General features: G+C 55.9%; 20 protein-coding genes. 5 read left to right on the top strand and 15 right to left on the bottom strand.

All coding sequences use genetic code 11. The features are described from left to right. Positions 1 to 20 precede the first annotated feature (20 nt). From nifK to nifV, 4 genes are all read right to left on the bottom strand, one after another. Positions 21 to 1,490, bottom strand: coding sequence for a nitrogenase molybdenum-iron protein subunit beta (nifK, locus tag ML541_RS12725; RefSeq protein ID WP_243373389.1), 1,470 nt, complete (start codon positions 1,488 to 1,490; stop codon positions 21 to 23). 176 nt (positions 1,491 to 1,666) lie between these two features. After that, positions 1,667 to 3,112 carry a nitrogenase molybdenum-iron protein alpha chain gene (gene nifD, locus ML541_RS12720; RefSeq protein WP_243373387.1) on the bottom strand — a complete coding sequence of 482 codons (1,446 nt, stop codon included), beginning with the start codon at positions 3,110 to 3,112 and terminating at the stop codon, positions 1,667 to 1,669. A gap of 286 nt (positions 3,113 to 3,398) precedes the next feature. Continuing rightward, entirely contained in the window at positions 3,399 to 4,268 is an 870-nt protein-coding gene (gene nifH, locus ML541_RS12715; protein ID WP_243373385.1) for a nitrogenase iron protein, read from the bottom strand. Between the two features lie 388 nt (positions 4,269 to 4,656). Beyond that, the gene (gene nifV / locus ML541_RS12710) at positions 4,657 to 5,793 is read right to left on the bottom strand and encodes a homocitrate synthase (protein ID WP_243373465.1); all 1,137 of its coding nucleotides are present in this window, start codon (positions 5,791 to 5,793) and stop codon (positions 4,657 to 4,659) included. A gap of 181 nt (positions 5,794 to 5,974) precedes the next feature. On the opposite strand from nifV, the gene ML541_RS12705 reads away from it, so the two are divergent. Beyond that, positions 5,975 to 8,407 (top strand): ATP-dependent DNA helicase, encoded by a 2,433-nt coding sequence (locus ML541_RS12705; protein ID WP_243373383.1) that lies wholly within the window; start codon positions 5,975 to 5,977, stop codon positions 8,405 to 8,407. Between the two features lie 145 nt (positions 8,408 to 8,552). Beyond that, positions 8,553 to 8,906 carry a DUF3135 domain-containing protein gene (locus ML541_RS12700; protein ID WP_243373381.1) on the top strand — a complete coding sequence of 118 codons (354 nt, stop codon included), beginning with the start codon at positions 8,553 to 8,555 and terminating at the stop codon, positions 8,904 to 8,906. A 51-nt stretch (positions 8,907 to 8,957) separates the two neighbouring features. Here the strand turns inward: ML541_RS12700 and gap are convergent, their stop codons facing one another. Continuing rightward, positions 8,958 to 9,983, bottom strand: a complete 1,026-nt coding sequence (gene gap, locus ML541_RS12695) for a type I glyceraldehyde-3-phosphate dehydrogenase (protein ID WP_243373380.1) — start codon at positions 9,981 to 9,983, stop codon at positions 8,958 to 8,960. A 109-nt stretch (positions 9,984 to 10,092) separates the two neighbouring features. Here gap and ML541_RS12690 point away from each other — a divergent pair, with 109 nt between their 5' ends. Both ML541_RS12690 and ML541_RS12685 read left to right on the top strand, forming a co-directional pair. Then, a complete protein-coding gene (locus ML541_RS12690) occupies positions 10,093 to 10,290 on the top strand; it encodes a hypothetical protein (protein WP_243373379.1) in 198 nt (65 codons plus the stop codon). Continuing rightward, entirely contained in the window at positions 10,287 to 12,011 is a 1,725-nt protein-coding gene (locus tag ML541_RS12685) for an adenosylcobalamin-dependent ribonucleoside-diphosphate reductase (RefSeq protein ID WP_243373378.1), read from the top strand. Before ML541_RS12690 ends, ML541_RS12685 begins: the two co-directional genes overlap by 4 nt. A 54-nt stretch (positions 12,012 to 12,065) precedes the next feature. On the opposite strand, the gene ML541_RS12680 is transcribed toward ML541_RS12685, so the two are convergent. The 6 genes from ML541_RS12680 to icmF form a co-directional block, all read right to left on the bottom strand. Further along, entirely contained in the window at positions 12,066 to 12,251 is a 186-nt protein-coding gene (locus ML541_RS12680; protein WP_243373377.1) for a hypothetical protein, read from the bottom strand. A gap of 13 nt (positions 12,252 to 12,264) precedes the next feature. Further along, positions 12,265 to 12,528: a peptidoglycan-binding domain-containing protein gene (locus ML541_RS12675; RefSeq protein WP_243373376.1), complete on the bottom strand. Its 264-nt coding sequence runs from the start codon at positions 12,526 to 12,528 to the stop codon at positions 12,265 to 12,267. A 258-nt stretch (positions 12,529 to 12,786) separates the two neighbouring features. Continuing rightward, a complete protein-coding gene (locus tag ML541_RS12670) occupies positions 12,787 to 12,948 on the bottom strand; it encodes an FmdB family zinc ribbon protein (RefSeq protein WP_243373375.1) in 162 nt (53 codons plus the stop codon). 264 nt (positions 12,949 to 13,212) lie between these two features. Continuing rightward, the gene (locus ML541_RS12665; protein ID WP_243373370.1) at positions 13,213 to 14,352 is read right to left on the bottom strand and encodes an acyl-CoA dehydrogenase; all 1,140 of its coding nucleotides are present in this window, start codon (positions 14,350 to 14,352) and stop codon (positions 13,213 to 13,215) included. A gap of 165 nt (positions 14,353 to 14,517) precedes the next feature. Beyond that, positions 14,518 to 15,564 carry an acyl-CoA thioesterase gene (locus tag ML541_RS12660; protein ID WP_243373368.1) on the bottom strand — a complete coding sequence of 349 codons (1,047 nt, stop codon included), beginning with the start codon at positions 15,562 to 15,564 and terminating at the stop codon, positions 14,518 to 14,520. 149 nt (positions 15,565 to 15,713) lie between these two features. Next, a complete protein-coding gene (gene icmF / locus ML541_RS12655; protein ID WP_243373365.1) occupies positions 15,714 to 18,962 on the bottom strand; it encodes a fused isobutyryl-CoA mutase/GTPase IcmF in 3,249 nt (1,082 codons plus the stop codon). Between the two features lie 504 nt (positions 18,963 to 19,466). On the opposite strand from icmF, the gene ML541_RS12650 reads away from it, so the two are divergent. Further along, positions 19,467 to 19,871 (top strand): MerR family transcriptional regulator, encoded by a 405-nt coding sequence (locus tag ML541_RS12650; protein ID WP_243373363.1) that lies wholly within the window; start codon positions 19,467 to 19,469, stop codon positions 19,869 to 19,871. Between the two features lie 96 nt (positions 19,872 to 19,967). On the opposite strand, the gene ML541_RS12645 is transcribed toward ML541_RS12650, so the two are convergent. The 4 genes from ML541_RS12645 to ML541_RS12630 form a co-directional block, all read right to left on the bottom strand. Then, positions 19,968 to 20,339: a PilZ domain-containing protein gene (locus ML541_RS12645; protein WP_243373362.1), complete on the bottom strand. Its 372-nt coding sequence runs from the start codon at positions 20,337 to 20,339 to the stop codon at positions 19,968 to 19,970. A 197-nt stretch (positions 20,340 to 20,536) separates the two neighbouring features. Beyond that, positions 20,537 to 20,974: a nucleoside deaminase gene (locus ML541_RS12640; protein ID WP_243373361.1), complete on the bottom strand. Its 438-nt coding sequence runs from the start codon at positions 20,972 to 20,974 to the stop codon at positions 20,537 to 20,539. Between the two features lie 214 nt (positions 20,975 to 21,188). After that, a complete protein-coding gene (locus ML541_RS12635) occupies positions 21,189 to 23,048 on the bottom strand; it encodes a TIGR03768 family metallophosphoesterase (protein ID WP_243373360.1) in 1,860 nt (619 codons plus the stop codon). 39 nt (positions 23,049 to 23,087) lie between these two features. Further along, positions 23,088 to 24,548 (bottom strand): hypothetical protein, encoded by a 1,461-nt coding sequence (locus ML541_RS12630; protein ID WP_243373359.1) that lies wholly within the window; start codon positions 24,546 to 24,548, stop codon positions 23,088 to 23,090. Between the last annotated feature and the right edge of the window lie 5 nt (positions 24,549 to 24,553).

Genomic DNA, 24,553 nt, shown 5'->3' with positions numbered 1-24,553 from the left:
GCGAGAAAGTCGCGCTCCTGCTAGCGCATCATCTCGAAGTGCTGTTCATCGCACCTCTCATCCTTCAAATCGATGAACTTGTTGCAGATGGTGGAGACCATGTTGATCACCCCCTGGTAGCCGATAATCGGGTAGCGGTGCAGATTGACCCGGTCATAGATGGGGAAGCCGAAGCGGAAGAGCGGGATATCGGCATCACGGGCGATGAACTTGCCGTGGGTGTCGCCGATGAGGGCATCGACCGAATCGGTCATGAGCAGGCTCCTCAGATGCCAGAGGTCCTTGCCCATGTAGATCTTGCCCTGTTTGCCGAACTCGGAGGTATCCAGGAGCGCCTGGAGTTCCTTCTCCACCTTTTTGCTCCCTTTGCTGCAGAGGATGTGGTAGGGAACCGCCCCCATCTCCAGCAGGAAGGAGATGTAGCCGAGAAGCTGGTCCGGGTCTCCGTAGAGGGCGAACTTTTTGCCGTGGATGTACTGATGGGCATCGGTCATGGCATCCACCGCCCTCCCCCGCTCCGCCTTCAGGCTCTCCGGCACCGGCTTGCCGGTCAGCTCACTGATCTTCAGCAGCAGAGCATCGGTCTTGGCGATCCCCAGCGGCATGGGAAGAGCGGCATGCTTGCCCGAGTAGTTTTCCTTGACCCAGGCAAAGGTCTTGGTGGCGGAGAATGGCCCCAGGTTGAGGGTGACCTTGCCGTTGATGGAGTCGGCCGCATCCTCCAGCTTGGTGCCGCCGGGATAGAGGCGGTAGGTGCCGTCCAGTGGGGAATCGAAGACCTCGGAAATGTCGCCGAGAATGGTGTAGGGAACGCCGAAGGCCTCGAAGATCCGCTTGTACTCCCGAAAGTTGCCGGTGTTGGCGTCGAAACCGGGAATGAGATTGATCTTGCCGGTGCAGCGCCCTTCCACCTTTTTCCCTTCCGTCAAGGTCTGGAGAATGGCCAGGAGCATGGCGTCATAGCCGTGGATATGGGAGCCGTTGAAGCTGGGGGTGTTGGCAAAGGGCACCGGCATGTCGGCAGGGACAATCCCCTTGCCGCGGGCATTCTTGATGAAGGCGGTCAGGTCGTCGCCGATGATCTCCGGCATACAGGAGGTGAAGATGGAGACCATCTTCGGTTTATAGAGGGCGATGGCGTTTTCCAACCCCTCATGCAGGTTGTTCTGGCCGCCGAAGACGGCGCCGTCCTCAGTCATGGAATCGGACACTGCCGGTGCCGGTTCGCGAAAATGACGGTTGAGGGTGGAACGGTAATAGGAGGTGCACCCCTGGGAGCCATGGACGAAGGGGAGCGACCCTTCGAAGGCGTGGGCCACCAGCTCGGCGCCCAACGGCTGACAGGCATGGGGTGGACAGACCACCAGCGCTTCCCGCTTGAAATTCAGTTCCTTGTATTCCTCGGTGTTGATCCAGCTTGCCACCCGCTCGATCTCTTCGGCGGGAGTTTCTGTAACCGGCTTGACAGCCAGACCTAAATTGTTAGCCATAATACTTCTCCTTTTCACGGGGACTCATCCGTCACACCGCCGATTTAAAAAAAACTACCGGGGTCCGATTTTCGAGTCAGATTGGCGGCGCCAAGGAAGAGCGCGGAGGCCTAGCAGCGCTAGGCCGCACAAGCGATGACGCGGGCAACTCCGATCTGGCCGAAAAGCGGGCGCCGTTATAAAGGCGACTTCACCAATTGCCACGTCGGTGAATTGACCGCCATATCAATATCCCTGGCAAAAATGGGGAACCCCTTGTACCCATGATACGGCCCCGAATAATCCCAACTGTGCATCTGTCTGAACGGCAGGCCCATTTTCTGGAAGACATACTTCTCCTTGATCCCGGAACCGATCAGGTCCGGCTTCAGCACATGGGCGAAATGCTCCATCTCGAACTCGGAAGCATCGTCGTAGACGACGGTAGCATCGGGCATTTCCGGCGCGGTCCGGTCGTAGTCGTCCGTATGGGCGAATTCGTAACCACTACCGACACAGAGCATGCCCAGGTCCTCATAAGCACCGATGGTATGGCGGGGACGGAGGCCACCCACGTAGAGCATGACCTTCTTCCCTTCCAGTCGGGGACGCACTTCCTCTATCACCGCCTGCATCTGGGGATCATACTTGGCAATGACCGCCTCCACCTTCTCCTTGATGGTGTCGTCGAACAGCTCGGCCAGTTTACGCAGGCTTTGCTTGATCTTGGTGGGGCCGAAGAAGTTGAGTTCGATCCAGGGGATGCCGTACTTTTCCTCCATCACCTTGCACATGTAGTTCATGGAGCGGTAGCAGTGGATGACATTCAGCCGCACCTGGTGTGTGGCAGCGATCTTCTCCATCTCGCCGTCGCCGGTCCAGACCGACTTCACATTGAAACCGCACTCTTCCAGAAGGGGTTTGGTTGACCAGGCATCGCCGCCGATGTTGTATTCGCCGATCAGGGCGATATCGTAGGGTCCGATCGGCTCGGAGAATTCGCGGGTCTCGATGATGTAGTCGCGGATGGTGTCATTACTGATATGGTGGCCAAGAGACTGGGAAACGCCACGGAACCCCTCGCAGTTGCAGGGAATGATGGGGATGTCCAGTTCCTTGGAGGTTGACTTGGCCACGGCGTTGATATCGTCGCCGATGAGCCCCACCGGGCATTCGGAGAGAACCGAGATCCCTTTAGCAAGGGGAAACAGCTCCTTGGCCTCCTTGAGCAGCACCTTCAGTTTCTTGTCACCGCCGTAGACGATGTCCTTCTCCTGGAAATCGGAGGTGAACTGCATGCCGAATTGATCGACGCCCAGCTGGCCGGTCATGAGGTTACGCCGGGTTCCCCAGGAGTACCAGCCGCAGCCGACCGGGCCGTGGGAAACGTGAACCATGTCGCGGATCGGCCCCCAGACAACACCCTTGGCGCCGGCATAGGCGCAGCCACGAGCCGACATGACGCCGGGTACGGTTTTCTTGTTGGATTTGACGCAGGCGGAACCACTGGCCTGGTCGTTCGGCGCCAGGTGCGGCGCCCGTTTCTTCTTGCCTTTCTCGGGGTAGGCTTCCAGGGTCTTGTCGATCATCTCCTGGGTTGATTCTTTGGTGATGCCGTCTATTTTAGTTATCGCATGTGACATAAACGATCTCCTCTGTTTCGTTATGGACCCCCCTCGCTCCCCTCTATTCCATATAGGGGAGCGAACAAAGTGAGCAGGGGGTGGAGCTCTTCGGTACGGTGAAATAAGTCAAGTAGCGCCTGACAGCCTTTATTCCAGGTTGCAAATTGGTTTAAAAACCTACTGGCGAACGATTTTGGAGTCAGCCCGGTAGCTCCCGAGGCGAGCCGCGGAGGGGTAGCAGCGCTACCCCGCACAAGGACGAGGCGAAGGGCACTGCCGGGATGGCCCAAAAGCGTTCGTCACCCTACTTTGCAGCAGCTTCGGCTACTCCGACGATGCTCTCATCTTCCGCTTCCATTATGCCGAATTCCATAAGGAGATCTTCCAACTCCTCCATCTCCAGCGGTGTCGGCACCACCAGCATCTTGTTCTCGGCTATCTTCTTGGCCAACTGGCGATATTCCTCAGCCTGCTTGTGCTCGGGGGAATATTCTATAACCGTCATCCTGCGCAGCTCCGCCCTCTGCACCTGATTATCGCGGGGAACGAAATGAATCATCTGGGTGCCGAGCTTGGCAGCCAGGGCGCTGATCAGTTCGTATTCCTTGTCGGTCTTCCTGGCGTTGCAGATCAGGCCCCCCAGACGTACCTTGCCACTTGATGCGTACTTCAGGATACCCTTGGCGATATTGTTGGCGGCATACATGGCCATCATCTCGCCGGAGCAGACAATGTAGATTTCTTCCGCTTTATTTTCCCGGATCGGCATGGCAAAACCGCCGCAGACAACATCACCGAGAACATCGTAGAAAACGAAGTCCAGGTCGGGGGTATAGGCGCCGTTTTCCTCAAGGAAGTTGATGGCGGTAATGACGCCGCGGCCTGCGCAGCCCACGCCCGGCTCGGGACCACCGGATTCGACGCATTTGACGTCACCATAGCCCACTTTCAATACGTCCTCCAGTTCCAGGTCCTCCACCGTCCCCAGTTCGCGCACCAGGTCCATAACCGTCGCCTGGGCCTTGGCGTGAAGGATAAGGCGGGTTGAGTCCGCCTTGGGATCGCAGCCGACAATCATCACCTTTTTGCCGAGGGCCGCAAGCCCTGCCACCGTGTTCTGGGTCGTGGTCGATTTGCCGATGCCCCCTTTGCCGTAGATCGCGATCTGTCTCATGTTTTTCTCCTTTCGTGGGCGGCGCCGCTTTCGCGCCCTTCGCACTCGTCTCGGTCATCGGAATCCTCGATGTAGCGCTGCTACATCTGCGGTTCCTCTTCCTCGTCGAGCACGAATCATCGCAAAATCGTCGCCGCTGCACCTTTGGTAGTTTGTGGGGCAACAAAAAAGGCGCCCCATTTTTTCAATGGTGGCGCCTTTGCCGGTGACTTTATGAATACTGCAGCGTATTCTTATACCTGATTATGGGATTACCTACTTACCGGCTCAATTTGCATTGCTTGTGCCAAAAAGAATAGTTGTTGTTTTTCAGCATTTTACCATTTGATGTTTCACTGCCGGTTTAAGAAATCCGATGGACCTGCTGTTTTTTTCATCACCTCTGAGCTCAAGCGGCCAGGTTATCAGCCCTGTTGTGGTAGAGCCTGGAAAGATCAGTGTCGGACAAAGGCTTCTTGTTCTGCTGCGCTGCAGAGCGCACCATGACCAGAAGTTTCCTGGCTTCTTCCCGCGACAGGTGGATACCCATTGATCGGTACCGTTCCATGATGCCGCTGGCACCAGAGTGCTTGCCCACCACCAGGTGGCGCCGAAGCCCCACATCCTGGGGATCGAACCCCTCATAGTTGTGGGGATCCTTGATGACCCCATCCGCATGGAGCCCAGATTCATGGGAAAACACCCGCTCCCCAACCACTGCCTTCCAGGGGGGCACCGGCCGCCGTGAGGCCTTGCCGACCAAACGTGAGATGTCATGGAAGCGGCGTGTATCGATGCCGGGATCAGTGCCACAGGCAAGCTTGAGTGCCATCACCACCTCTTCCAGGGCCGCATTGCCCGCCCGCTCTCCCAGGCCGTTGACGGTGGTATTGACAAAGCGCGCCCCGGCCTTGATGCCGGCAATGGCATTGGCCGTAGCCATACCCAAATCGTTATGGGTATGGACCTCCAGCTCCAGCCCGGGCACCCCGCGGCGCAGTATGGATATATTTTCGAACATGGTGAACGGATCGAGAATGCCGAGGGTATCGCAGTAGCGGAAGCGATCGGCGCCGAATTCAACGGCAATGGCCATCAACTCCAGGAGAAAGGAAAGATCAGCCCGGCTTGCATCCTCGCCCCCCACCGATACATAGAGCCCGTTTTTTTTGCAGAAGTCCAGGGTCCGTTTCAGTTGATCCTTGACCCACCCCCGCTCTTTGCCTAATTTACGTGCAATCATGATATCGGAGACGGAGAGAGAAATATCCACGGCGCCGATGCCGCAGGCAAGGCTCGCCTCGATGTCTTCCCTGACCGCCCGGTTCCAGGTAATGAGCCGCGCCTTCAGCCCCAGATCTACCAATGCCCGGATCGAGTCCCGTTCCTCCTCTCCCATGGCGGGAATGCCGCATTCCAATTCCCCGACCCCCATTGCGTCGAGCATGCGGGCGATGGCAAGCTTCTCTTCCCTGCTGAAAACAACACCGGCCGTCTGCTCCCCGTCACGGAGGGTGGTATCATCGATAACAAGCTGGCTGTTCATTCCATCCACGACAGGCTCCCTTCAGACAAAAACGCCCCGGGAAGGGTTTCCCAGGGCGCCGTTGCCGCTGTAGCTCTTTCAGCTGGTGATTTTTCTTTAGCATAAGCCATGCCAGCCCCTTCCAGACCGTCATAATCCCTACAGCCTTTATTTTAGCGGCGAAATCAACTACAATCCGACCATGGATGCTGCACAAAAATTAATCACCGTTCCCCTTCGGGACTTCGCCTTGCCGGTACCGATCCGGGGGAGCATCGAAGCCCTGTCGGGCTATGGGCGCGCCGCGGCCGAGGGACAGGAAATACACCAGAAGGTGCAGAAAAAACGGGCGAAAACCGACCCGTCATACCGGGCTGAAGTTGCCATCAGCGCCTGCTTCCAGCGGGAAGGATATTGCTTTAAGGTGGATGGTCGCATGGATGGCCTTTTTAAAACCGATCCACCCCATATCGAGGAGATAAAATCGACCTTCAACCTGGCCGACCTCGCCCGACGCCTTGAAAATCAGCCATTCGACCATCCCTACTGCCTGCAGCTCCTGTGCTACGGCTATTTTTACCGGCTGCAGCACGGCGTCACTCCCCATTTATCCTTTCATCTGGTCTCGTCGCGCAGCTCCGCTTCATTGGATATCCCCCAGCAGCTGGACATTCCCCTCTACGAGCAATGGCTGGAAGCACGGCTCGACGAGCTGGTAAGCGAAGCGCGCCTGGCCGAGAAGCGGGCCGCCCGGCGGCGAAAAGTCGCTGCCGGGTTCGCCTTTCCCTTCCCTGTCCCGCGCCCCGGGCAGGATGCCCTCATGGAAACAATCGAACAGGGAATGCGAGCGGGAAAACGGATGCTTATCCAGGCGCCGACAGGGCTGGGCAAGACCGTGGGCGTGCTCTACCCGGTGCTGAAGGAAGCCCTGAAAAGGGGGCAGAAGGTCGTCTACATCACCCCTAAAAACAGCCAGCACTCCCTTGCGGAAGACGCCGTTCGCCGGTTCCATGACAAGGGTTCCCCGCTCAAATCCCTCTCCATCACCGCCAAGAGCAAGATCTGCTTTAAGGACGAGCCGCTGTGCAACCCCGACTATTGCCAGTACGCCAGGGATTACTACACGAAACTGCATGAGAACGGCATCCGTGACCTTCTTGCCCGTAGGAGAAAGCTGAAAGCCCGCATCTTCAGGGAGTTGGGGGAGCACTACCAGGTATGCCCTTTTGAATTGCAGCTCGAAGGGATGGCAGAGGCGGATGTGGTTATCTGCGATTATAACTACGTCTTCGGCCCGAGATCGGCACTGGGGAGCATCACCACCGCCGCCATCGGCCAATCCGGCAAGGCGAACCTGGTCATCGACGAGGCCCATAACCTCCCGTCCCGGACCATGGATTACTATTCGCCATCACTGTCGGCGGCAGTCCTGGAGAGGATGCGCCCGGAAATCAGTCAGATGGCGCCTCGTTTCCGCCGGGAGGGGGAGGATCTTCTCGACGGATGTCTTGGCATCGTTGCCGGTTGTGGCCGGGGAAGCAAGAGGGCTGCGGTGATCGCCCCACCGGTGGAGGCATTTCTCGAACAGGATGTGCGGCTGCGAGGCCTGCTGACCCGTTACCTGGAGTCCGATGCGGAGATCCAGCCCAGGGACATCATGCTCCGGCTCAGTTTCTACTGGTCCGAATTCGCCAATGGCCTTGCCTATGCCGCCGACCCTGATCAGCCCGAATTCTTCGTTACCTGGCAGCCGGGGGGCATGGTCAGAATAACCTGCTGCGATGCGTCTCGCCTGATCAACAGGTGCTATGAAGACTATCAGCAGGTGGTCGCTTTTTCCGCAACCCTCAAGCCCTTCGAATATTACGCCGCCCTTTCGGGCCTGGAGATCGACAAGACTCTTACGGCAGAATTCCCCTCCCCCTTCCCGGCAGAGCGACGTAAGCTGCTGTTCATCCCGCAGGTCTCGACCCGTTATAGCCGACGTGAACGTAATTACGCCAAGATCGCCGAGGCCATCGTCCGCATCGTCTCCCTGCGCCGGGGCAATTATTTCGTTTTCTTCCCCAGCTTCGATTTTCTCCAAAGGACGGCGGCACTCTTCCATCCTCCAGCCGGATTCTCCCTTATCCTGCAGGAACGCAACATCAAGGCCCATCAGATGGAAACGATCTTGGAGACATTGCGGAACGGCGACGAGGCAACGGTGGTCTTTGCCGTCCAGGGGGGCTCCCTTGCCGAAGGGATGGACTATGCAGGAGATATCGCCATCGGCGCCTTTGTTGTCGGCCCTCCCCTGCCCACCTTCGACCTGGAAAGGGAGGAGATGCGGCATTACTATGAGCGGCGGTATGGGGCCGGCTTCGACTATGCCTATGTCATTCCTGCCATGGCCAAGGCCGTTCAGGCAGCGGGCCGGGTTATCCGCTCCGAGACAGACCAGGGATTGATCGTCCTCATGGACGACAGGTTCGCCGAGACGAGCTACAGCCGCGCCATGCCAGCCGACTGGTTCCGGACAAGCGTGATGGAACTTACTTCCGGCAGTATCCTACGGGATGTGGAGGCGTTCTGGCTTGGCGGCGACGCCGACAACGCCCTCGCCGCCGAAAATCTCCGTTCCTCTGATGGGTGATGCCAGACCTCCAGGACCAGCTCAGCGATGTTGCAATAAGGGGCGACTTGGTTAATATTAAAAAGTATCCATTTATATCACCGCTTGCGACGTCTTAATCACTCTCGCCCCCTGCAACATCAGACGATTTCACGGAGAGAGGACCATGAACTCTGAATTAAAAAAGGAATTCGGTTCCTATACCCCGACGGAGTTGAGTGAGCTGTATGGCCGAGATCCCGACCTGTTCGACGATCTTGCCGCAGATGCCATCAGCAAAGCCTGCATCGGCAGGACTCCCGAGGAAACGGTGAAGCTTCGGCAAATGCAGTGGACCATAGACGGACAACTGCGGAAAGCAAGGACACCCCTTGAGAGAATGCACATCATGGAGAATATCTTTTATGATCGGGTATACGGGGAGGATGGACTGCTGGCGAAACTGGCTACCGGATGGACTCAGGTCCTTCGCGCCGGGAATTTGTACAGGAAGTCAGGACTGCACTTGTTGAAAAGATAGGTCACCTTAAGAGGCTGATGATGGATATGGGGGAGAGCAGGCCTTAATCGGTCAAGACGCCCCCACCAGTGTAATCAGGTCGAGCAGACGGTTGGAGTAGCCGCTCTCATTGTCGTACCAGGCAAGGATTTTCACCAGATTATCCCCTACGACACTGGTGAACGGAGCATCGAGAATAGTGGAGTACCTGCACCCCTGAAAATCCGTGGAGACGAGCGGTTCTTCACTTATACCGAGTACCCCTTGCAGCGGTCCTTCTGCTGCCGCAGCAAAAGCAGCGTTGACGGCAGCGGCATCGACCGCGCGACCCAACTCCGCCACCAGATCGATATTGGCTACGGCAGCAGTCGGCACCCGGACGGCCATGCCGTCTATCCTCCCCGCAAGCTCCGGCATGACCCGTACCACCGCCTGGATGGCGGTCGTTGTGGTGGGAATGATGGATTGTGCGCCCCCCCGGCTCCGCCGCAGGTCGCCATGGGGGCTATCGTGGAGGGGCTGGTTGTTGGTATAGGGATGAACCGTGGTCATCAGCGCTTTCTCAATGCCGAAGGCCTCGTGGAGCACCTTGAGGAGAGGCGCCAGACAATTGGTGGTACATGAGGCGTTGGAAATGATCAGGTGACGGTCCGGATCGAACAGATGATCGTTGACCCCCATCACCAGCATCAGGTCTGCGTCGGCCGAAGGGGCGGAAATGATCACCCTCCCGGCCCCGGCACTGAGATGCAAAGCTGCTGCGGCCCGGGTGGTGAAACGGCCCGTGGCTTCGATGACCACATCCACCTTCTCTTCGAACCAGGGAAGATCAGCCGGCGAAGCATGGTGCAGCAGGCGTATCCGATGCCCATCAAGGACCATGACATCGCCGCGCAGGGTAACGGTGCCGGGATAGACCCCATGGGTGGAGTCATATTTGAACTGGTGAATGACCGTGGTGGAGTCGGCAAGATCGTTGATGGCAACTACTTGGATGTGGGGCTGAGCCAGGGCCTGGCGAAAGGCGGTCCGGCCAATGCGACCGAAACCGTTGATGGCGACCCGCACCGGGCGCCGATTTGCATTTTTACTGTCCATGGCTCTACCAGTATCATAATGAACACCGATTGGCAACATGGACGCTGGCTGCAATTTGCTCGCAACCCCTTACATTCAGCTTGAGTTATTTCTTCAGGGAGGCCTTACCATGAAAGAAATCGGATTGCGCCCACCGGAACTGTCCCTGGTTGCCGGGACCCGTGCCATGCTCGGGGCCGGTATCGCTTTACTGCTTGCAGAGCGGCTGGATAAGGAGCAACGCAAGGCGGTCGGCTGGACGCTCTTTTTGACCGGCCTTATCTCAACGGTCCCCCTTGGAATAATGATCTTCGGCAAACGGGATTGATCTTTGGCTGCTATACTTACTCCATGGAGCTCTCGGACAATGCCAAAAAGATCCTCAATGCGCGTTACCTGTTGAAAGACGAAACGGGAAAGGTCATCGAATCGCCCGAGGAGATGTTCTGGCGTATTGCAAAGACCGTTGCCCGGGCTGAAACGTCTTTCGACGAAAATGTCCGGTGGTGGGAAGAGCAGTTCCATGAGCTGCTCTCATCTCTCAGGTTTCTGCCCAATTCCCCTGCCATTATGAATGCCGGCAAAGAGGGGGGGCAGCTGGCCGCCTGCTTTGTCCTGCCGGTGGAAGATTCCATTCGGAGCATATTCTCGACGCTGAAAGATGCCGCCCTTATTCTGCAAACCGGTGGCGGGACGGGCTTTTCCTTTTCCCACCTGCGACCGATGGCCGATGTTGTCCGCTCTACCGGCGGTATAGCAAGCGGTCCGGTCTCGTTCATGAAGATATTCAACACGACGACGGACGTCATCAAACAGGGGGGTGCGCGACGTGGGGCCAATATGGGCATCCTTCGTGTGGATCACCCGGATATTCTGGACTTCGTCAGAATCAAGCGGGACGCAGGGGAATTGGCCAATTTCAACATCTCCGTTGCCGTAACCGATGCCTTCATGGCGGCACTGGAGAAGGATGAACCCTATGAAGTGATCAATCCGCGCAATGGAAGGGTCGTCGAAAAACTTGCAGCCAGGACCGTTTTCGATGAAATAGTGGCCAGCGCCTGGGAAACAGGCGATCCAGGGCTCATCTTCATTGACCGGATCAATCGCGCCAATCCAACCCCCAATGTGGGAACCTTCGAAAGCACCAATCCATGCGGCGAACAGCCACTCCTCCCCTATGAGGCGTGCGTTCTCGGTTCCATCAATGTGGCGAAGTATTTCAGAAACGGCGGTATCGACTACGGCTCCCTGGAAACCGATGTAAAAACCGCAGTCCGCTTCCTGGATGACACCATTGAGGTAAACAGCTATCCGACCGAGGCCATCGAACTGATGCACCGGGGGAACCGGAAGATCGGACTGGGTATCATGGGATGGGCTGACCTGCTGGTTCTCCTGGGCATTCCTTACAATCATCCTGAGGCCTTTGCCAAGGCACGGGAGGTAATGAAGTTCGTTCAGGAGGCATCGAAAAGGGCTTCCAGGGAACTGGCTGCCTCCCGCGGGCGCTTCCCAAATTTCCCCGGCTCCGTCTATGATCTACCCGGCGCACGGCCTCTGCGGAATGCCACCACAACCACAATTGCTCCGACCGGGACCATTTCCGCCATAGCAAACTGTTCGGGCGGTATTGAGCCTTATTTCGCTCTTGCCTATAAACGATTCGTCCTGGATACGGAGCTTACCGAGATTAATCCCCTGTTCATTCAACTGGCGAAGGAACAGGGATTTTACTCGGAGGATTTGCTGCAGGAAGTCTTAAGGAAGGGTTCCGTAAGCAGAATCACCGGCATTCCATCCCCCATGAAAGGCTTATTCCGTACCGCCCTTGAAATTCCCCCCGAAGATCACATAGAAATGCAGGCAGCCTTTCAGAAATATACCGATAATGCCGTTTCAAAGACCATCAATCTTCCCCACCGGGCTAAAAAAGAGGACGTGGCACGGGTATTCGCCCTTGCCTACCGGAAGGGCTGCAAAGGGATAACCGTCTTCCGCTACGGCGCCAGGAAAGGCACCATGGCCAAATTCGCCGACGTGGATTGACAGCCATTCTATGACAGAAGGAGGGACTCGGCAGGTTTTTTCCGCCTTGCATTCCTAGATCGAATTCCCGACAATCCACTGCTTCAATGCATGCATCCGGCGACCTGAAGCAGTTACCGTATGGCCGTTAACCAGCTCAAGGACAACGTATGGTTCTTCTGCCGGCGGTTGCCCCTCGGCAATTTTAACGACTTGGTCCAGATTGATAATTTCACCATTGTCAACTACGGCGAATCTCATTCCGGAAGCCCCCTTATGATTCTTTCCTCTCTTCGACCGCCTGCTGCTGAGCTTCGGCCAGCTTCCTCCAGGTCAGTCCTTCCGTCGGAATAAATCCATCGGGATCGTCCATGAAACTGCTTTGAAATCCCTTGATCGCCGACACTGTCTGGTCTCCGCATGCGCCGTCGTCAGGCCCTGGATCGAAGCCTGCCGTCTTTAGAATCCTCTGCACCCTCATGACATCCTGTTTGAGGTTCGCTCCATTTATGCCAACAGAATCCGATAACGCGCCCATAGTGTCCTCCCGATCATATCGGCGTGGTAGCTCATGATTCGCGAAGCCTGTTGCCGCACGCGGTACACTCCCAGCCGAACTCCTCTGTTGGTGGATAGCCGAAAAACTCCATGCCACTCCACGCGGTCCACCTGAACGTTCTCTCTTCTTCACAAACGGAGCAGTACAGAGAGGTCTTTTGCCCGATTTCCCTATCCTTGGAGTGCGCCATGCTTTCTCCCGCAACTCTGACTACTTCTGCTTAAGAAAGGTCCCTCGTCAGCTTTTCTTGCTGGTCTTTGCGTAGAAGGCAGTGTACTGCTGCACAACCGGTCCTCTGCAGTTGGGGCAGATTACCGCTCCCTTATCGTGCTCGGAGATGTTCATGTTCATGGAGAACCGGTTCGCACACTTTTCGCAGCGATACTCGTAGGTCGGCATGTCATCCTCCCTGAGATGGGTATGGTTTGAAATGAGTTGGAGGCTATGCCCCTTCAGGATAAATGCTAGAGGACATTACCGGTTTGTCAACGGCAGGCGGGTGTGGAGATCGATCGACGCCAGGCCAGGTTTGGGTCAGAGTGATTTCAATGGGAGGCATAGGTTGGATCAGGACGAAGGTAAAGAATGGGTACACTGCCTCCTTTCCTCTGGGCGAGCAAAAGAAAGGAGGCAGTGTGGGCAAACGGTTCTAAGGCTCAGACTCTAAGAAAGCAGCAACTTAGAAATAACTACCCTCTGCACTTCATTCGTCCCCTCGTAGATTTCGGTAATCTTCGCATCCCGATACATCCGCTCCACCTCGTAGTCGGCAATAAACCCATAGCCGCCGTGGATCTGGATTGCTTCTTTCGTGACATAGGTGGCAGCCTCGGAAGCGAGCATCTTGCACATGGCCGATTCCATGGTGTAGTTCTTCTTGCTGTCCTTCAGGCAGGCGGCCTTGTAAGTCATCAGTTTGCTAGTTTCGATCCGGGCATACATATCTGCCAGCTTGAACTGGATCGCCTGCAGATCGCAGATGGGCGCCCCGAACTGCTTGCGCTCCTGGGAGTAGGCCAGTGCACGCTCGAAGGCCCCTTCGGCAATACCGAGGGCCTGGGAAGCGATGCCGATCCGGCCGCCGTTCAAGGTGTCCATAGCGATCTTGAAGCCCTGCCCTTCCTGACCGAGCAGGTTTTCCACCGGAATCCGGACGTTGTCCAAGGCGAAGGCGGTGGTATAGCTGCCACGGATGCCCAGTTTCTTCTCGTTCTTGAGGATCTCAACCCCCGGAGACTGGAGATCTATGATAAAGGCGGAAACCCCTTTATGCTTGAGGCTGCGGTCCGAGGTGGCAAACAGCACGCCGGTCCCCTTGTAGCCGCCATTGGTGATGAACATCTTCGAGCCGTTGATGACGAAGTGGTCACCATCCCGTTTGTAGGTGGTGGCAATGGCTCCGGCATCGCTCCCCGCATCCGGCTCGGTGAGTAGGAAGCATCCGATGATCCGGCCGGTGTTCAGGTCCGGGAGCCATTTCCGTTTCTGCTCCTCAGTGCCGAAGGTGTAGATCGGGCCGCAGGCAAGGGAGGTATGGGCGGAGATGAGAACACCGCTTGAACCGCAGGCCTTGGAGACCTCTTCGACGACTATGGCGTAGGACAGCATGTCCAGCCCAGCTCCGCCGTATTCATCGGGGAAATAGCTGCCGAGAAAACCCATCTCCCCCATTTTCCTGACCAGACTGTCGGGAATCATGTGTTCCTCGTCGATCTGCATGGCAATGGGTTTTATTTCCTTCTCGACGAAGTCGCGAACGGCGTCCTGCAATACTTTATGATCCTGGCTCAATTCGAAATTCATTGTTCTCCTCCCAAATGTTGTTTATGCAGGAACAGCCTGCGCTTTTTTTCCATTTTCTCCGGTGTAATTACCTCATTGGTCAATACTCCACCATGGGGTTATATTTACCCCAGCAGTTCTCGGGTGTTGATTCCCGAAATTCGCCCATGTTCAGTCTCCAGCCTGTTAAATGATGCTGTGATGCTGGATGATGGATTGACAGCTCCGATGTGCTGCAAGATAACGGGCATCCTCGGCGTAGGTAATGGGATAAATCTGCGGCACCGGCCGATGGACCAGGTCCATGTCCACGTTGACGAAGGTAAAAAGGCACGAATTGGACAGAGCCTTGCTGGTCCGGTCCCGGCTGATCCGCTCGATATTTGCCTCCACACAGACAAAGCTGCCGCTGGTATAGACAACCCGGGAGGTGAAATGCAGCTTGTCACCCATCCGGACCGGGTGGAAGAAGTTGATCCGGTTCACTGCTGCCATGATGGAACGATCCGGTGCCACCAGTTCCGAGCAAATTGCGGAAAGCTCGTAGGCCCGACGGATCAGGTACCCCCCGAATATCTTCTGGGGCACGTTCTCCTGTTCCGGATACATCCGCTCCCAGGCATCGGCAACCAGCCTGCCTGCCGGCATGCCGCTGAAACCGGGCTGTTCCTGGGCCATGTGCAAAGCTGCAAGCATCTCGTATTCATCCCGGGACGGCGGTTCGGACAAGAGCAACTGCTGCTGCCGGTATTCGTCCCTGGCGGCCACCGCTTTGCCGGCTCTGGACTGCTCAATCTCGTCGCAATATTCCAGCGGCGGCAGAGCCACACTGACCGCATCGTCACCAGTTCCGGAGCGGGCCACCATGGTAAAGTAGCAGGAGGCGATGTGATTTGCCGGCTCACCCGGCTGCTCGACTCTTATGCCGATCTCCAGGGAGCTGCGTCCCACGTGGTTGATCCGGGCATGAAAGACGATGTCACGGGTGACATCGGCCACGTGGCGAATAAAGATATTATCGATGGCGGCCGTCACTACTCGCGCATCGGGATAGGTGCGGCGAACATAATTCAGCGCCGCCCGCTCCGCCACCAGGTCCAGTATCTCCAGCAAGAGACCGAAGCGGAGGTTCCCCTGCAGCGGCTCGTCCACCACCATGAAGCGGCGGCGCAAGGCAAGGTCGGAGCTGAGTGGCAGGGTTTCGTAGTAGGATGTGTCATTGGGTCGGGTCATCGGCGAACTCCTTAGGTCGCGATAATACTAATTTTCATATCTGGAATGGTTGCCGTGGCTTTGGGAGAGAGTGACCGAGCCGTAGCGGCGAGCGGACACCCGCCGTAGTCCGGTTACGGCAGCATGTGAGCCAGATAAGTATACCACCCCTACATGTTCCGCCTGTATTCACCACCAACCTCATACAGCGCACGGGTAATCTGCCCCAGTGAGGCGTATTTCACCGTTTCCATCAGCTCACCAAAGATGTTGCCGCCGGTAACCGCCGTGTCCTGAAGGCGTTTCAGGGCAAGCGGCGCCTTGTCCTTGTTTCGTTCCTGGAAAGCCCGCAGGTTGCGGATCTGCTGCTCCTTTTCCTCAGGCGTTGCCCGGGCCAGTTCGCCGGGAACCTGATACCCCTCCTGGTCAGCGCGGGGATTGAGGAAGGTATTGACGCCGATGATGGGCAGCTCGCCTGAATGCTTCCGGTGTTCGTAGAGCATGGACTCATCCTGGATCTTGGACCGCTGGTACTGGGTCTCCATGGCGCCGAGCACCCCACCCCGCTGATCTATCCGCTCGAATTCCGCCAGCACCGCTTCTTCCACCAGGTCGGTCAGCTCATCGATGATGAAGGCACCCTGTAAAGGGTTCTCGTTACGGGCCAGCCCCAACTCCTTGGTGATGATCATCTGTACCGCCATGGCCCGGCGCACTGACTCCTCCGACGGAGTCGTCACCGCCTCGTCGTAGGCATTGGTATGCAAGGAATTGCAGTTGTCATAGAGGGCCATCAACGCCTGCAGGGTTGTGCGGATATCGTTGAAATCCATCTCCTGGGCATGGAGGGACCTCCCGCTGGTCTGAATGTGGTACTTGAGTTTCTGGCTCCGATCATTGGCGCCGTAACGTTCCCGCATGACCACCGCCCAGATACGCCGCGCCACACGGCCGATCACAGTATATTCAGGGTCGAGACCGTTGGAGAAGAAGTAGGAAAGGTTCGGGGCGAAATCATCAATGTGCATGCCCCGGGACAGGTAATACTCCACATAAGTGAAACCATTGGAAAGGGTGAAGGCCAGCTGGGAGACGGGGTTTGCCCCCGCCTCGGCAATGTGATAGCCGCTGATGGAGACGGAATAGTAGTTTCGCACCTGTTTGTCTATGAAGTACTGCTGGATGTCACCCATCATCTTTAGGGCAAACTCGGTGGAGAAAATGCAGGTATTCTGTCCCTGGTCCTCTTTGAGGATGTCAGCCTGGACCGTGCCCCGGACCCTCTGCAGGGTGCAGGTCTTGATCTCTTCATACTCTGCCGGCGACGGCTCCCGCCCCTGGACAGTTCTGAACCGATCCAGCTGCTGTTCGATGGCGGCACTGAAAAACATGGCCAGCATCATGGGCGCCGGGCCATTGATGGTGATGGAAACGCTTGTGGAAGGGGCGCAGAGGTCGAAGCCCGCATAGAGTTTCTGCACGTCTTCTACGGTACAGATGGAGACGCCGCTCTCCCCCACCTTGCCGTAGATGTCGGGTGGATAGTCGGGGTCCTCGCCATAGAGAGTAACGCTGTCGAAGGCCGTCGAGAGACGTTTGGCACCGTCATCCTGGCAAAGGTAATGAAAACGGCGATTAGTCCGCTCCGGTGTCCCTTCGCCGGCGAACTGCCGCTTGGGGTCCTCCTCGGCCCGCTTTAAGGGAAAGACCCCAGCGGTATAGGGAAAACAGCCAGGCACGTTCTCCTTCATGCTCCACTTGACGATTTCCCCCCAGTCCTCATAGTCGGGGACACAGACCTTGGGGATTCGCGAACCGGAAAGGGAGGTGGTGAAGAGTTCGGTGCGAATTTCCTTGTCCCGCACCTTCGTCACCAGGGCATCCTGACGATAAGAGGCCTTAAGGGAAGGCCAGCCTTCGATGATCTGCCGCGACTCGCCAGTGAGCTTCCCATCATAAGAGCCGATCAGCTGATTCAACTCGGCGACACCCGATTCCCCCTTCATCAGCCCCTTGGTCCCCTTCAGCTGAAAGAGGGTCCGGGCAATCTTTGCCTGTTCGTCTGCGGTTTTCCGGTAGTTGCGCACCGTATGGACAATCTCCCCCAGGTAATGGACCCGGTCCGGGGGAATTATGTAATTTTTCAGACTCTCCCGCTGGGTGATCTCAAGGCTGGACTGCCAACCGAGCTTTTTCTTGTCGTTGAGGCAATCCAGGACCGCTCTGTAGAGGACATTGGTGCCCGGGTCGTTGAACTGGGAGGCGATGGTGCCGAAGATGGGAAGTTCTTCGTCACCCGCCTCGAACAGGTTGCGGTTACGCCGGTACTGCTTGCGCACGTTGCGCAGGGCATCCTCCGCCCCCTTGCGCTCGAACTTGTTCAGGGCCACCAGATCGGCAAAATCGAGCATGTCGATCTTTTCCAGCTGGGTGGGGGCGCCGAATTCACAGGTCATCACATATAGCGACACATCGGCGATCTTGACTATCCCGGCATCTCCCTGGCCGATGCCGGAGGTTTCGATGATGATCAGGTCGAAGCCGGCCCCCCGCACCACGTCAATGGCGTCTTGAATGGCGGCAGAGAGCTCAGAATGGGAATCGCGGGTGGCCAGGGAGCGCATATAAATACGGTCGCTGTTGATGGAGTTCATCCTGATCCGGTCACCCAAAAGGGCGCCGCCGGTCCGCTGCCGGGATGGGTCCACCGCCAGGATGGCCACGCTCTTCTCAGGAAAATCCCTGATGAAGCGGCGCACCAGCTCATCAGTGATGGAGCTTTTTCCGGCCCCGCCGGTGCCGGTTATCCCCACCACCGGGACCTCTCGCCCCAGGGTGCGGATTCGCTCCCGAACGATGCCGTAGCCTTCGGAATGCTCATGAACGGCCTGCTCGGCCAGGGTAATGAGCGTATTGACGGAGCGGATATCCCGCTCCTGCAGCCGCTCGATCTCCGTTTCCACATTGCGCTCAGGGCTGAAGTCGCACAATCGCAGCATATGGTTGATCATCCCCTGCAGTCCCATGCGCCGGCCATCCTCCGGGGAGAAGATCTTGCTTACACCATAGGATTCGATCTCGCAAATCTCGTCGGGAACGATAACCCCGCCACCACCACCGAAAACCCGGATATGGCCGGCGCCCCGCTCCTTCAGCTGATCGCAGATATATTTGAAAAAGGCCACATGACCACCCTGATAGCAGCTGACTGCTATCCCCTGGGCATCTTCCTGGATGGCCGCGGTTACGATCACGTCCACTGAGCGGTTGTGCCCCAGGTGGATCACCTCAACCCCGGAGGCCTGGAGCATTCGTCTGATTATGTTTGTTGAAACGTCATGGCCGTCAAAGAGGCTGGTAGCTGTGACGAAACGAATTTTGTGCTTGGATTGGTAAGGTGCTACAGCGGCTGTGTGCATAGCATTTCTCCTCGTTGCTTTGTTACTTGAAGATGTCAAACGGTGCAGGGACCAAATTTTAAACCTCTGTTATTATTCCAGCTGCCATGTCAATCGACACGGAGATTCGAAGCTGGTTTCCATTTTCACGTCATTCTTTCCATTTGCTGTGACCGGCGATGCCAATAGCCTGTAAAACCAGCTTCTGCGGGGAGATACTCCCCAATATACGGGTAATGACCTTGACGTTATTGTTAACGAACAGAGGCTGATAGCTAAGGCTTCAATTTTATGGTCAGCACCGTTATCCTCGTCTATCATCGGATTAGGAGACAGATGAGTACTGCTTGAAGATAAAATATAACCAGTTTACGTTTATGTCAATCTAAAATAAAACATTTTTATACCTAAGAACAAAATGCCTTGTCCTGCGTTTGTCGTAAAACAAGCAAGAACAGCATTCAGTTGACAGGGAATCAAATATGGTCTAAAAAATTAAGAAATTTACGTAAAGGTGAAAAACTGATGAATCAATTGAAGGCAGGCGAAGAAGTTGTATCCATAGGAGAGCTGGCGAAGATATATGGCCTGACGACCAGGACGCTGCGATACTGGGAAGAAGTGGGGATTATCGAATCGGTGCAGCGGCAGGATGGTGCTACCAGAGGTTTTACCCCCTACTACGTCAGAAGAATAAAATTCATTCTGAAGCTGAAGGAACTGGGGCTTACCATTAGGGAGATGCAGGACCTCTATTCAGCCTATGGCGAAGCGAAGCAGACTGACAAGGTGATTCCGCGCCTGATCGAGATTCTCGACCAGCACATCAATAAAGTGGACGAGAAAATGGCGCAGTTGGCATCCCTAAGGAAAGATATCGTCGATTACCGGCAGAAGATGGTCGAGCGGTTCAGGCTGAGCAAGCAATGAGCAAGCCGGCTGCGCCATTGCCTCAATAATGCGCCAAAGTATCTCCAGCAACCATAGGACATCGCTCCTCGAAGGTGAGGTGCAGCCCGGCTAGTCTTACCATGTGGGAACGCACTTATAATGAGTGAGGAAGTCGCGAATGGTATGCATATCATCTATAGACAGGGTGAGAAACTGAATACCCATTCCAGTAGGCAACGCTGCTTTTTTGGGTGTATCAGGCCCGTTTGTCCAAGCAACCTTGGCTCTACAGGCAATTGGATATTCTTTGCCAGGTAACTTGAATTCCACATGGAGTAGCGTTTCAACTGGGAGAAGATCGGCTGTTTCCAAATATAATCCACCGATACTCATATTGACTGAATAGCCACGCAACAGTCGTTTTTCATTAGTTCCACGAAAGATTGCAATGCGAACTTCGTACCTGGTTTCAACTTTTTGTTCCTGATTGCTGCCGATAATTGTCATTAGTCATCCCTCGATGCGAACCGCCTAAGTGAAAGAAATAGGCACCAGACCTGTTGAACGCTATAATGCAGGTCAGGCCAGAGCTTACGCCCAAGAGGAGACTGTGCAACTTACGAGCCCATGGTTTTCGGTGCCTATGGTGGCGAAACTGCCGCCCGATACCGCCCATGGAGGTATGCCCGGAAATGCTTTCATGTTCACACCCCTATATCTTCATTCCACAGTTCAGGTCTTTGCCGAATAAACTCCTCCATCATACCAATACACTGCTCGTCTTGCAGCACTTCAACAGTCACATCACGAGACCTGAGGAGTTCTTCTTCCCCCATAAACGTGCGGTTCTCCCCGATTATGACATGCGGTATCCCGTACAGGATAATGGCACCGCTGCACATGGGGCAAGGCGAGAGAGTGGTATAAAGCACACAGTTCCGATATACAGAGGCAGGCTGGCGCCCAGCATTCTCCAGAGCATCCATCTCACCATGCATAATAGCACTTCCTTTTTGTACTCTCCGGTTATGGCCCCTGCCGATAATCTTGCCTTCATGCACTATAACTGACCCGATTGGTATTCCGCCTTCTGATAGACCGGTTTGAGCCTCTTCCAGAGCTGCTTGCATGAATTGGTCCATGTGAAGTTCCTCTCAGAGTTTAGTGTGACATGCACCAAACAGTAATACAGGTCTGGTCACAAAGCTGTTGTCTCAGAGTATACATTTCGCCTATCTCCATCGCAAAATCCCCTACCCATTTGATAAAGGGAAGACGATGTGGACAAGCCCTATGTCCACCTAAGGAAAGCTACTATTTCTGGACCTGCAGAAGATTGGTGATAATAAGGTCAGATCAGGGGTTGACCGGCGTCCCTGCCCCGGCGATAACGGTTTGCATTTCAGGGGTTAGCTGGATGACCAGTTCGGCATTGACGGCACGGGACGTGGCATCCGCAATGATGCTGGGAGTGGCGCCGAATATCCGTGCCGCGGCAATGGCGTTTCCCCGTGATGTGGTCGCAGGCGACACTGGCGCAACGGCGGGATCAACGTTGGTGACGATTATCGAGATGGTGTTGTCACTGTTGCGGTATATCCTGAAGGTGCGGAACTGCTGCGGAAAGTCTCTGAGCGATGCCGTTTCGACTTCCCAGAAGCTGCGGGTAGGATCGGTAGGATGGATCTGTGGGGTAATGGTATTCATGTGGCGATGTCCGGAGATCCACATGATGAGATTCGGATAGTTCTGCAATATTGCAAGGAGAGAGGTATCGCTCACGACGGAGGTGGCGCCGGGATACGGTTTGGGAATGAAGAGAGACATGAATGGCGGCGACGAGGCAACCTGGACAGGATCGATAACCAGATTTTTATAGGGCCTGAAGGGGATATGTGCCGCAATGATCATGAGCTGGTTATTGTCCTGCCCTCCCTGGAGCTCGTTCTTGAGCCAGTCGAGGCGGGCCTGATCGATACAGCCGGCGGCGTAGTTGGGCTGGCCCGGCCCCTTGCAGGTGTCGTCCAGGACGATTATCTTGACTGGGATTGCAGACTTCGGCATGAAGCTGTAACAGGCAAAGTCGTTGTCCAGGTTGGCCTGGGTGAATCCGTGGCCGACCGGATTGGAGGAGGTCGAAAAGAACTCTTTCATCCAGTTGAGAGTCGTCGATCTACGTGTCGCAAGTGAGCGGCGATCTGGATCGGCAACAACTGTCGGCGGCGTGGCAAAGTTTTCCTGCGGCCCCGACAGGATAACTGCCCCGAGAGGATCGGCACCGTCGATCACCCCCATATAATAGCCGGTTCTGTCCACGGCACCTGACGATGGATCCGGGCTGTTGTCCATATTGAGGACCTGGTTAGAGACGTGGGCCGCCAGGGTTTTTTCATCTTCGCAGGATGACCCCATCCAGAACTGGTCATGATTGCCGATCACCTGGTACCAGGGAATCGACTTGTCCAGGCCGGCGGCCTGGAAAGGCTTCTGATAATCGATGGTATCGGCTCCGATGTGGGAGCCGGAACTGGGGGTGATGATTTTACCGTCGATGACGTCGATATACCATCTCAGCTCGTTGTATTGCGTATTGTTGGTGGCATCACCGAGGGAAATCCCGAAATCGAAGGGAGTTTTCTTATGCAGGGCATTGATCGTCTGTATTGCCGCATCCAAAACGTGAGTCGATGCCAGAAGAACGGGAGAGAAAGCCGACGACAATCCGTAAGAGGCGGGGCCATAGGACTGCATCCACCCGACATAGAGCGGCTGGGCGGGAGATTCCTTGTCCGCGATGTGGATGTCGGTCATGGCGAAGAACGACAACAGAAGGGCGGCATTGGGCGCACCGGCATAGTCGGGAGCAATAGACTCCCATTTCGTGCAGGGCAGGCCCGGCCCGATGCGCCAGGCACTGTACCCGAATTCCCCATAAAGCTTCAGGTCCCGCGGATTGATCTGCGGCTCGGCGGAGGAAACCGGAACAGGAAGGACCTGCTTCTGGACCGTGGTGTACACATCTTTAGAAATGGGCCATGGTGCCGGACTGCTGGTGGTAGTGCTGTTACCGCATCCGTAAATGGTCGTGCCCATATAAATGCTGGCCAATGTTCCCACCGAGTATTTCATGAAGTTCCGGCGGGTGAGGACCGATGCAACTGTTGTGTCCCCAGTGGTTGGGATTTCCTCGTTCCTGTTTGCCTTGGTTTTTGCCATGATGGCTCCTGTAAGTTTTTCAACAACCTGATATTAAAGTCAGAACACTGGCGCCGTTGCCGGCAGACTGGCCGAATCTATTCCCTCGCACAGCGCGTTATCCACCGAGACATTGCCCTGTGTATCGAGCGTCACCGTCCAGATGGTGTCGTAATCGGCACTCGGCCAGGTGGTCGGGAGGAGCAGAAGATTGCTGCCGCCATATTTGGAGAGGAGGGCATTTATCAGCGGCTTGATGCGTGACGACTCCCACGCCAGCAAAATGGTCTTATTGGAAAAGGCACCGCCGGTAAAAAGATAATCACTGGCCAGTTGCGGCTCGTTAGGGTCCATTAGGCCAAAGCTTGATACCAGTTGGTACGGAAGATTGTTGGCGATAGCATAGGGCATTATGGTTAATGAGGGCCTGACGTAGGCAATATTGGCCACCCCCGTAAAAGCCCATTGCCCGGGGTCGATGGATAAGGCCATATCGGGATTGATTTTCCCCCGCAGGGCATTAGGAAGCTCCAGCGCCCGCCATTGCCCGGCCCCCACGTAGTTGCCGTCTTCGAAATGGAATATGGAATCGGGATGCGCCTCGGCGTGTCGTACGATATATACTTTCTGATTTTTATTGATGTTTGTCGGAGTAACTGCGCCGTCAACCCCTCCTGTTCGGGCGGTGCTCAAATAGGGCTGCAGCGCGTATGAGCAGGCAGTCTGCGTCACCGGAGCGGGGAGCGTGGGATAGGCAGCTGAAGGGTTCAGGTTGGCGTTGTAGAAAAACAGGCTGGCATTACCGGCTGGAGGAATTGACAATGCATAAACGACATTGGTCCCCATGTAGGTCTTGGGAACGTCAAGGTTGTATCCGCGCTGACCGTTTATCTTTGCCATCAGGGCACTGATAGTCTCCCAAGGTGCCGAAAAGATGTAAAAGCCGGGCTTCTTGCTGTTGATGATGCCTGACACCAGGGCGTCGTTGTTCCCTCCGGTGTTGTTGAAATCAAGTCCGGTACAGTCAGGGCAGTATGAAGCCGGCACGGCGACTCCGGAGGGTACCGCCCCCGGAGCATACGCAGAATAGAGGGGATAGCTGTTGGCAGTATAGGTTGTCCCGGCAGAATCAACCGGCAGAGTAAACTGGTTGAGCAAGGCAAACTGCTGCATGAACCAGATTCCAGCCATGTCGGGATAGCCATTGGCCGTCTGAAGATGCGTCATGGGTGTCAGCGTGTATATGGCCGTTACATCCTGATCCCCCAGCACCTTCTGTTTCAGATAGGTGGCCAAGAGGAGCGACCGCTGCAAGCCTTGGCTAGTAAGATTTGCGGTATCGGGGTTGATGTCGCCCGCCGTGTGATAGGCCAAGTCGGGGCTGCTCACGAAGATCAGGTTGACGTTGTCGCCGCTCAGGGAAGCGGTCGCCACATTACTGCCATCACTGCCGTTGCATCCGGCAAGCAGCGACAGGATAAGTATCAGGAACAGCCGCACCGTAAAGCATCTTCTTTTCATGTCTT

Origin of the sequence: Geotalea sp. SG265 (assembly GCF_022808985.1) — a bacterium.
Lineage (GTDB): Bacteria > Desulfobacterota > Desulfuromonadia > Geobacterales > Geobacteraceae > Geotalea.
This window is presented reverse-complemented; position numbering and strand designations above follow the sequence as displayed.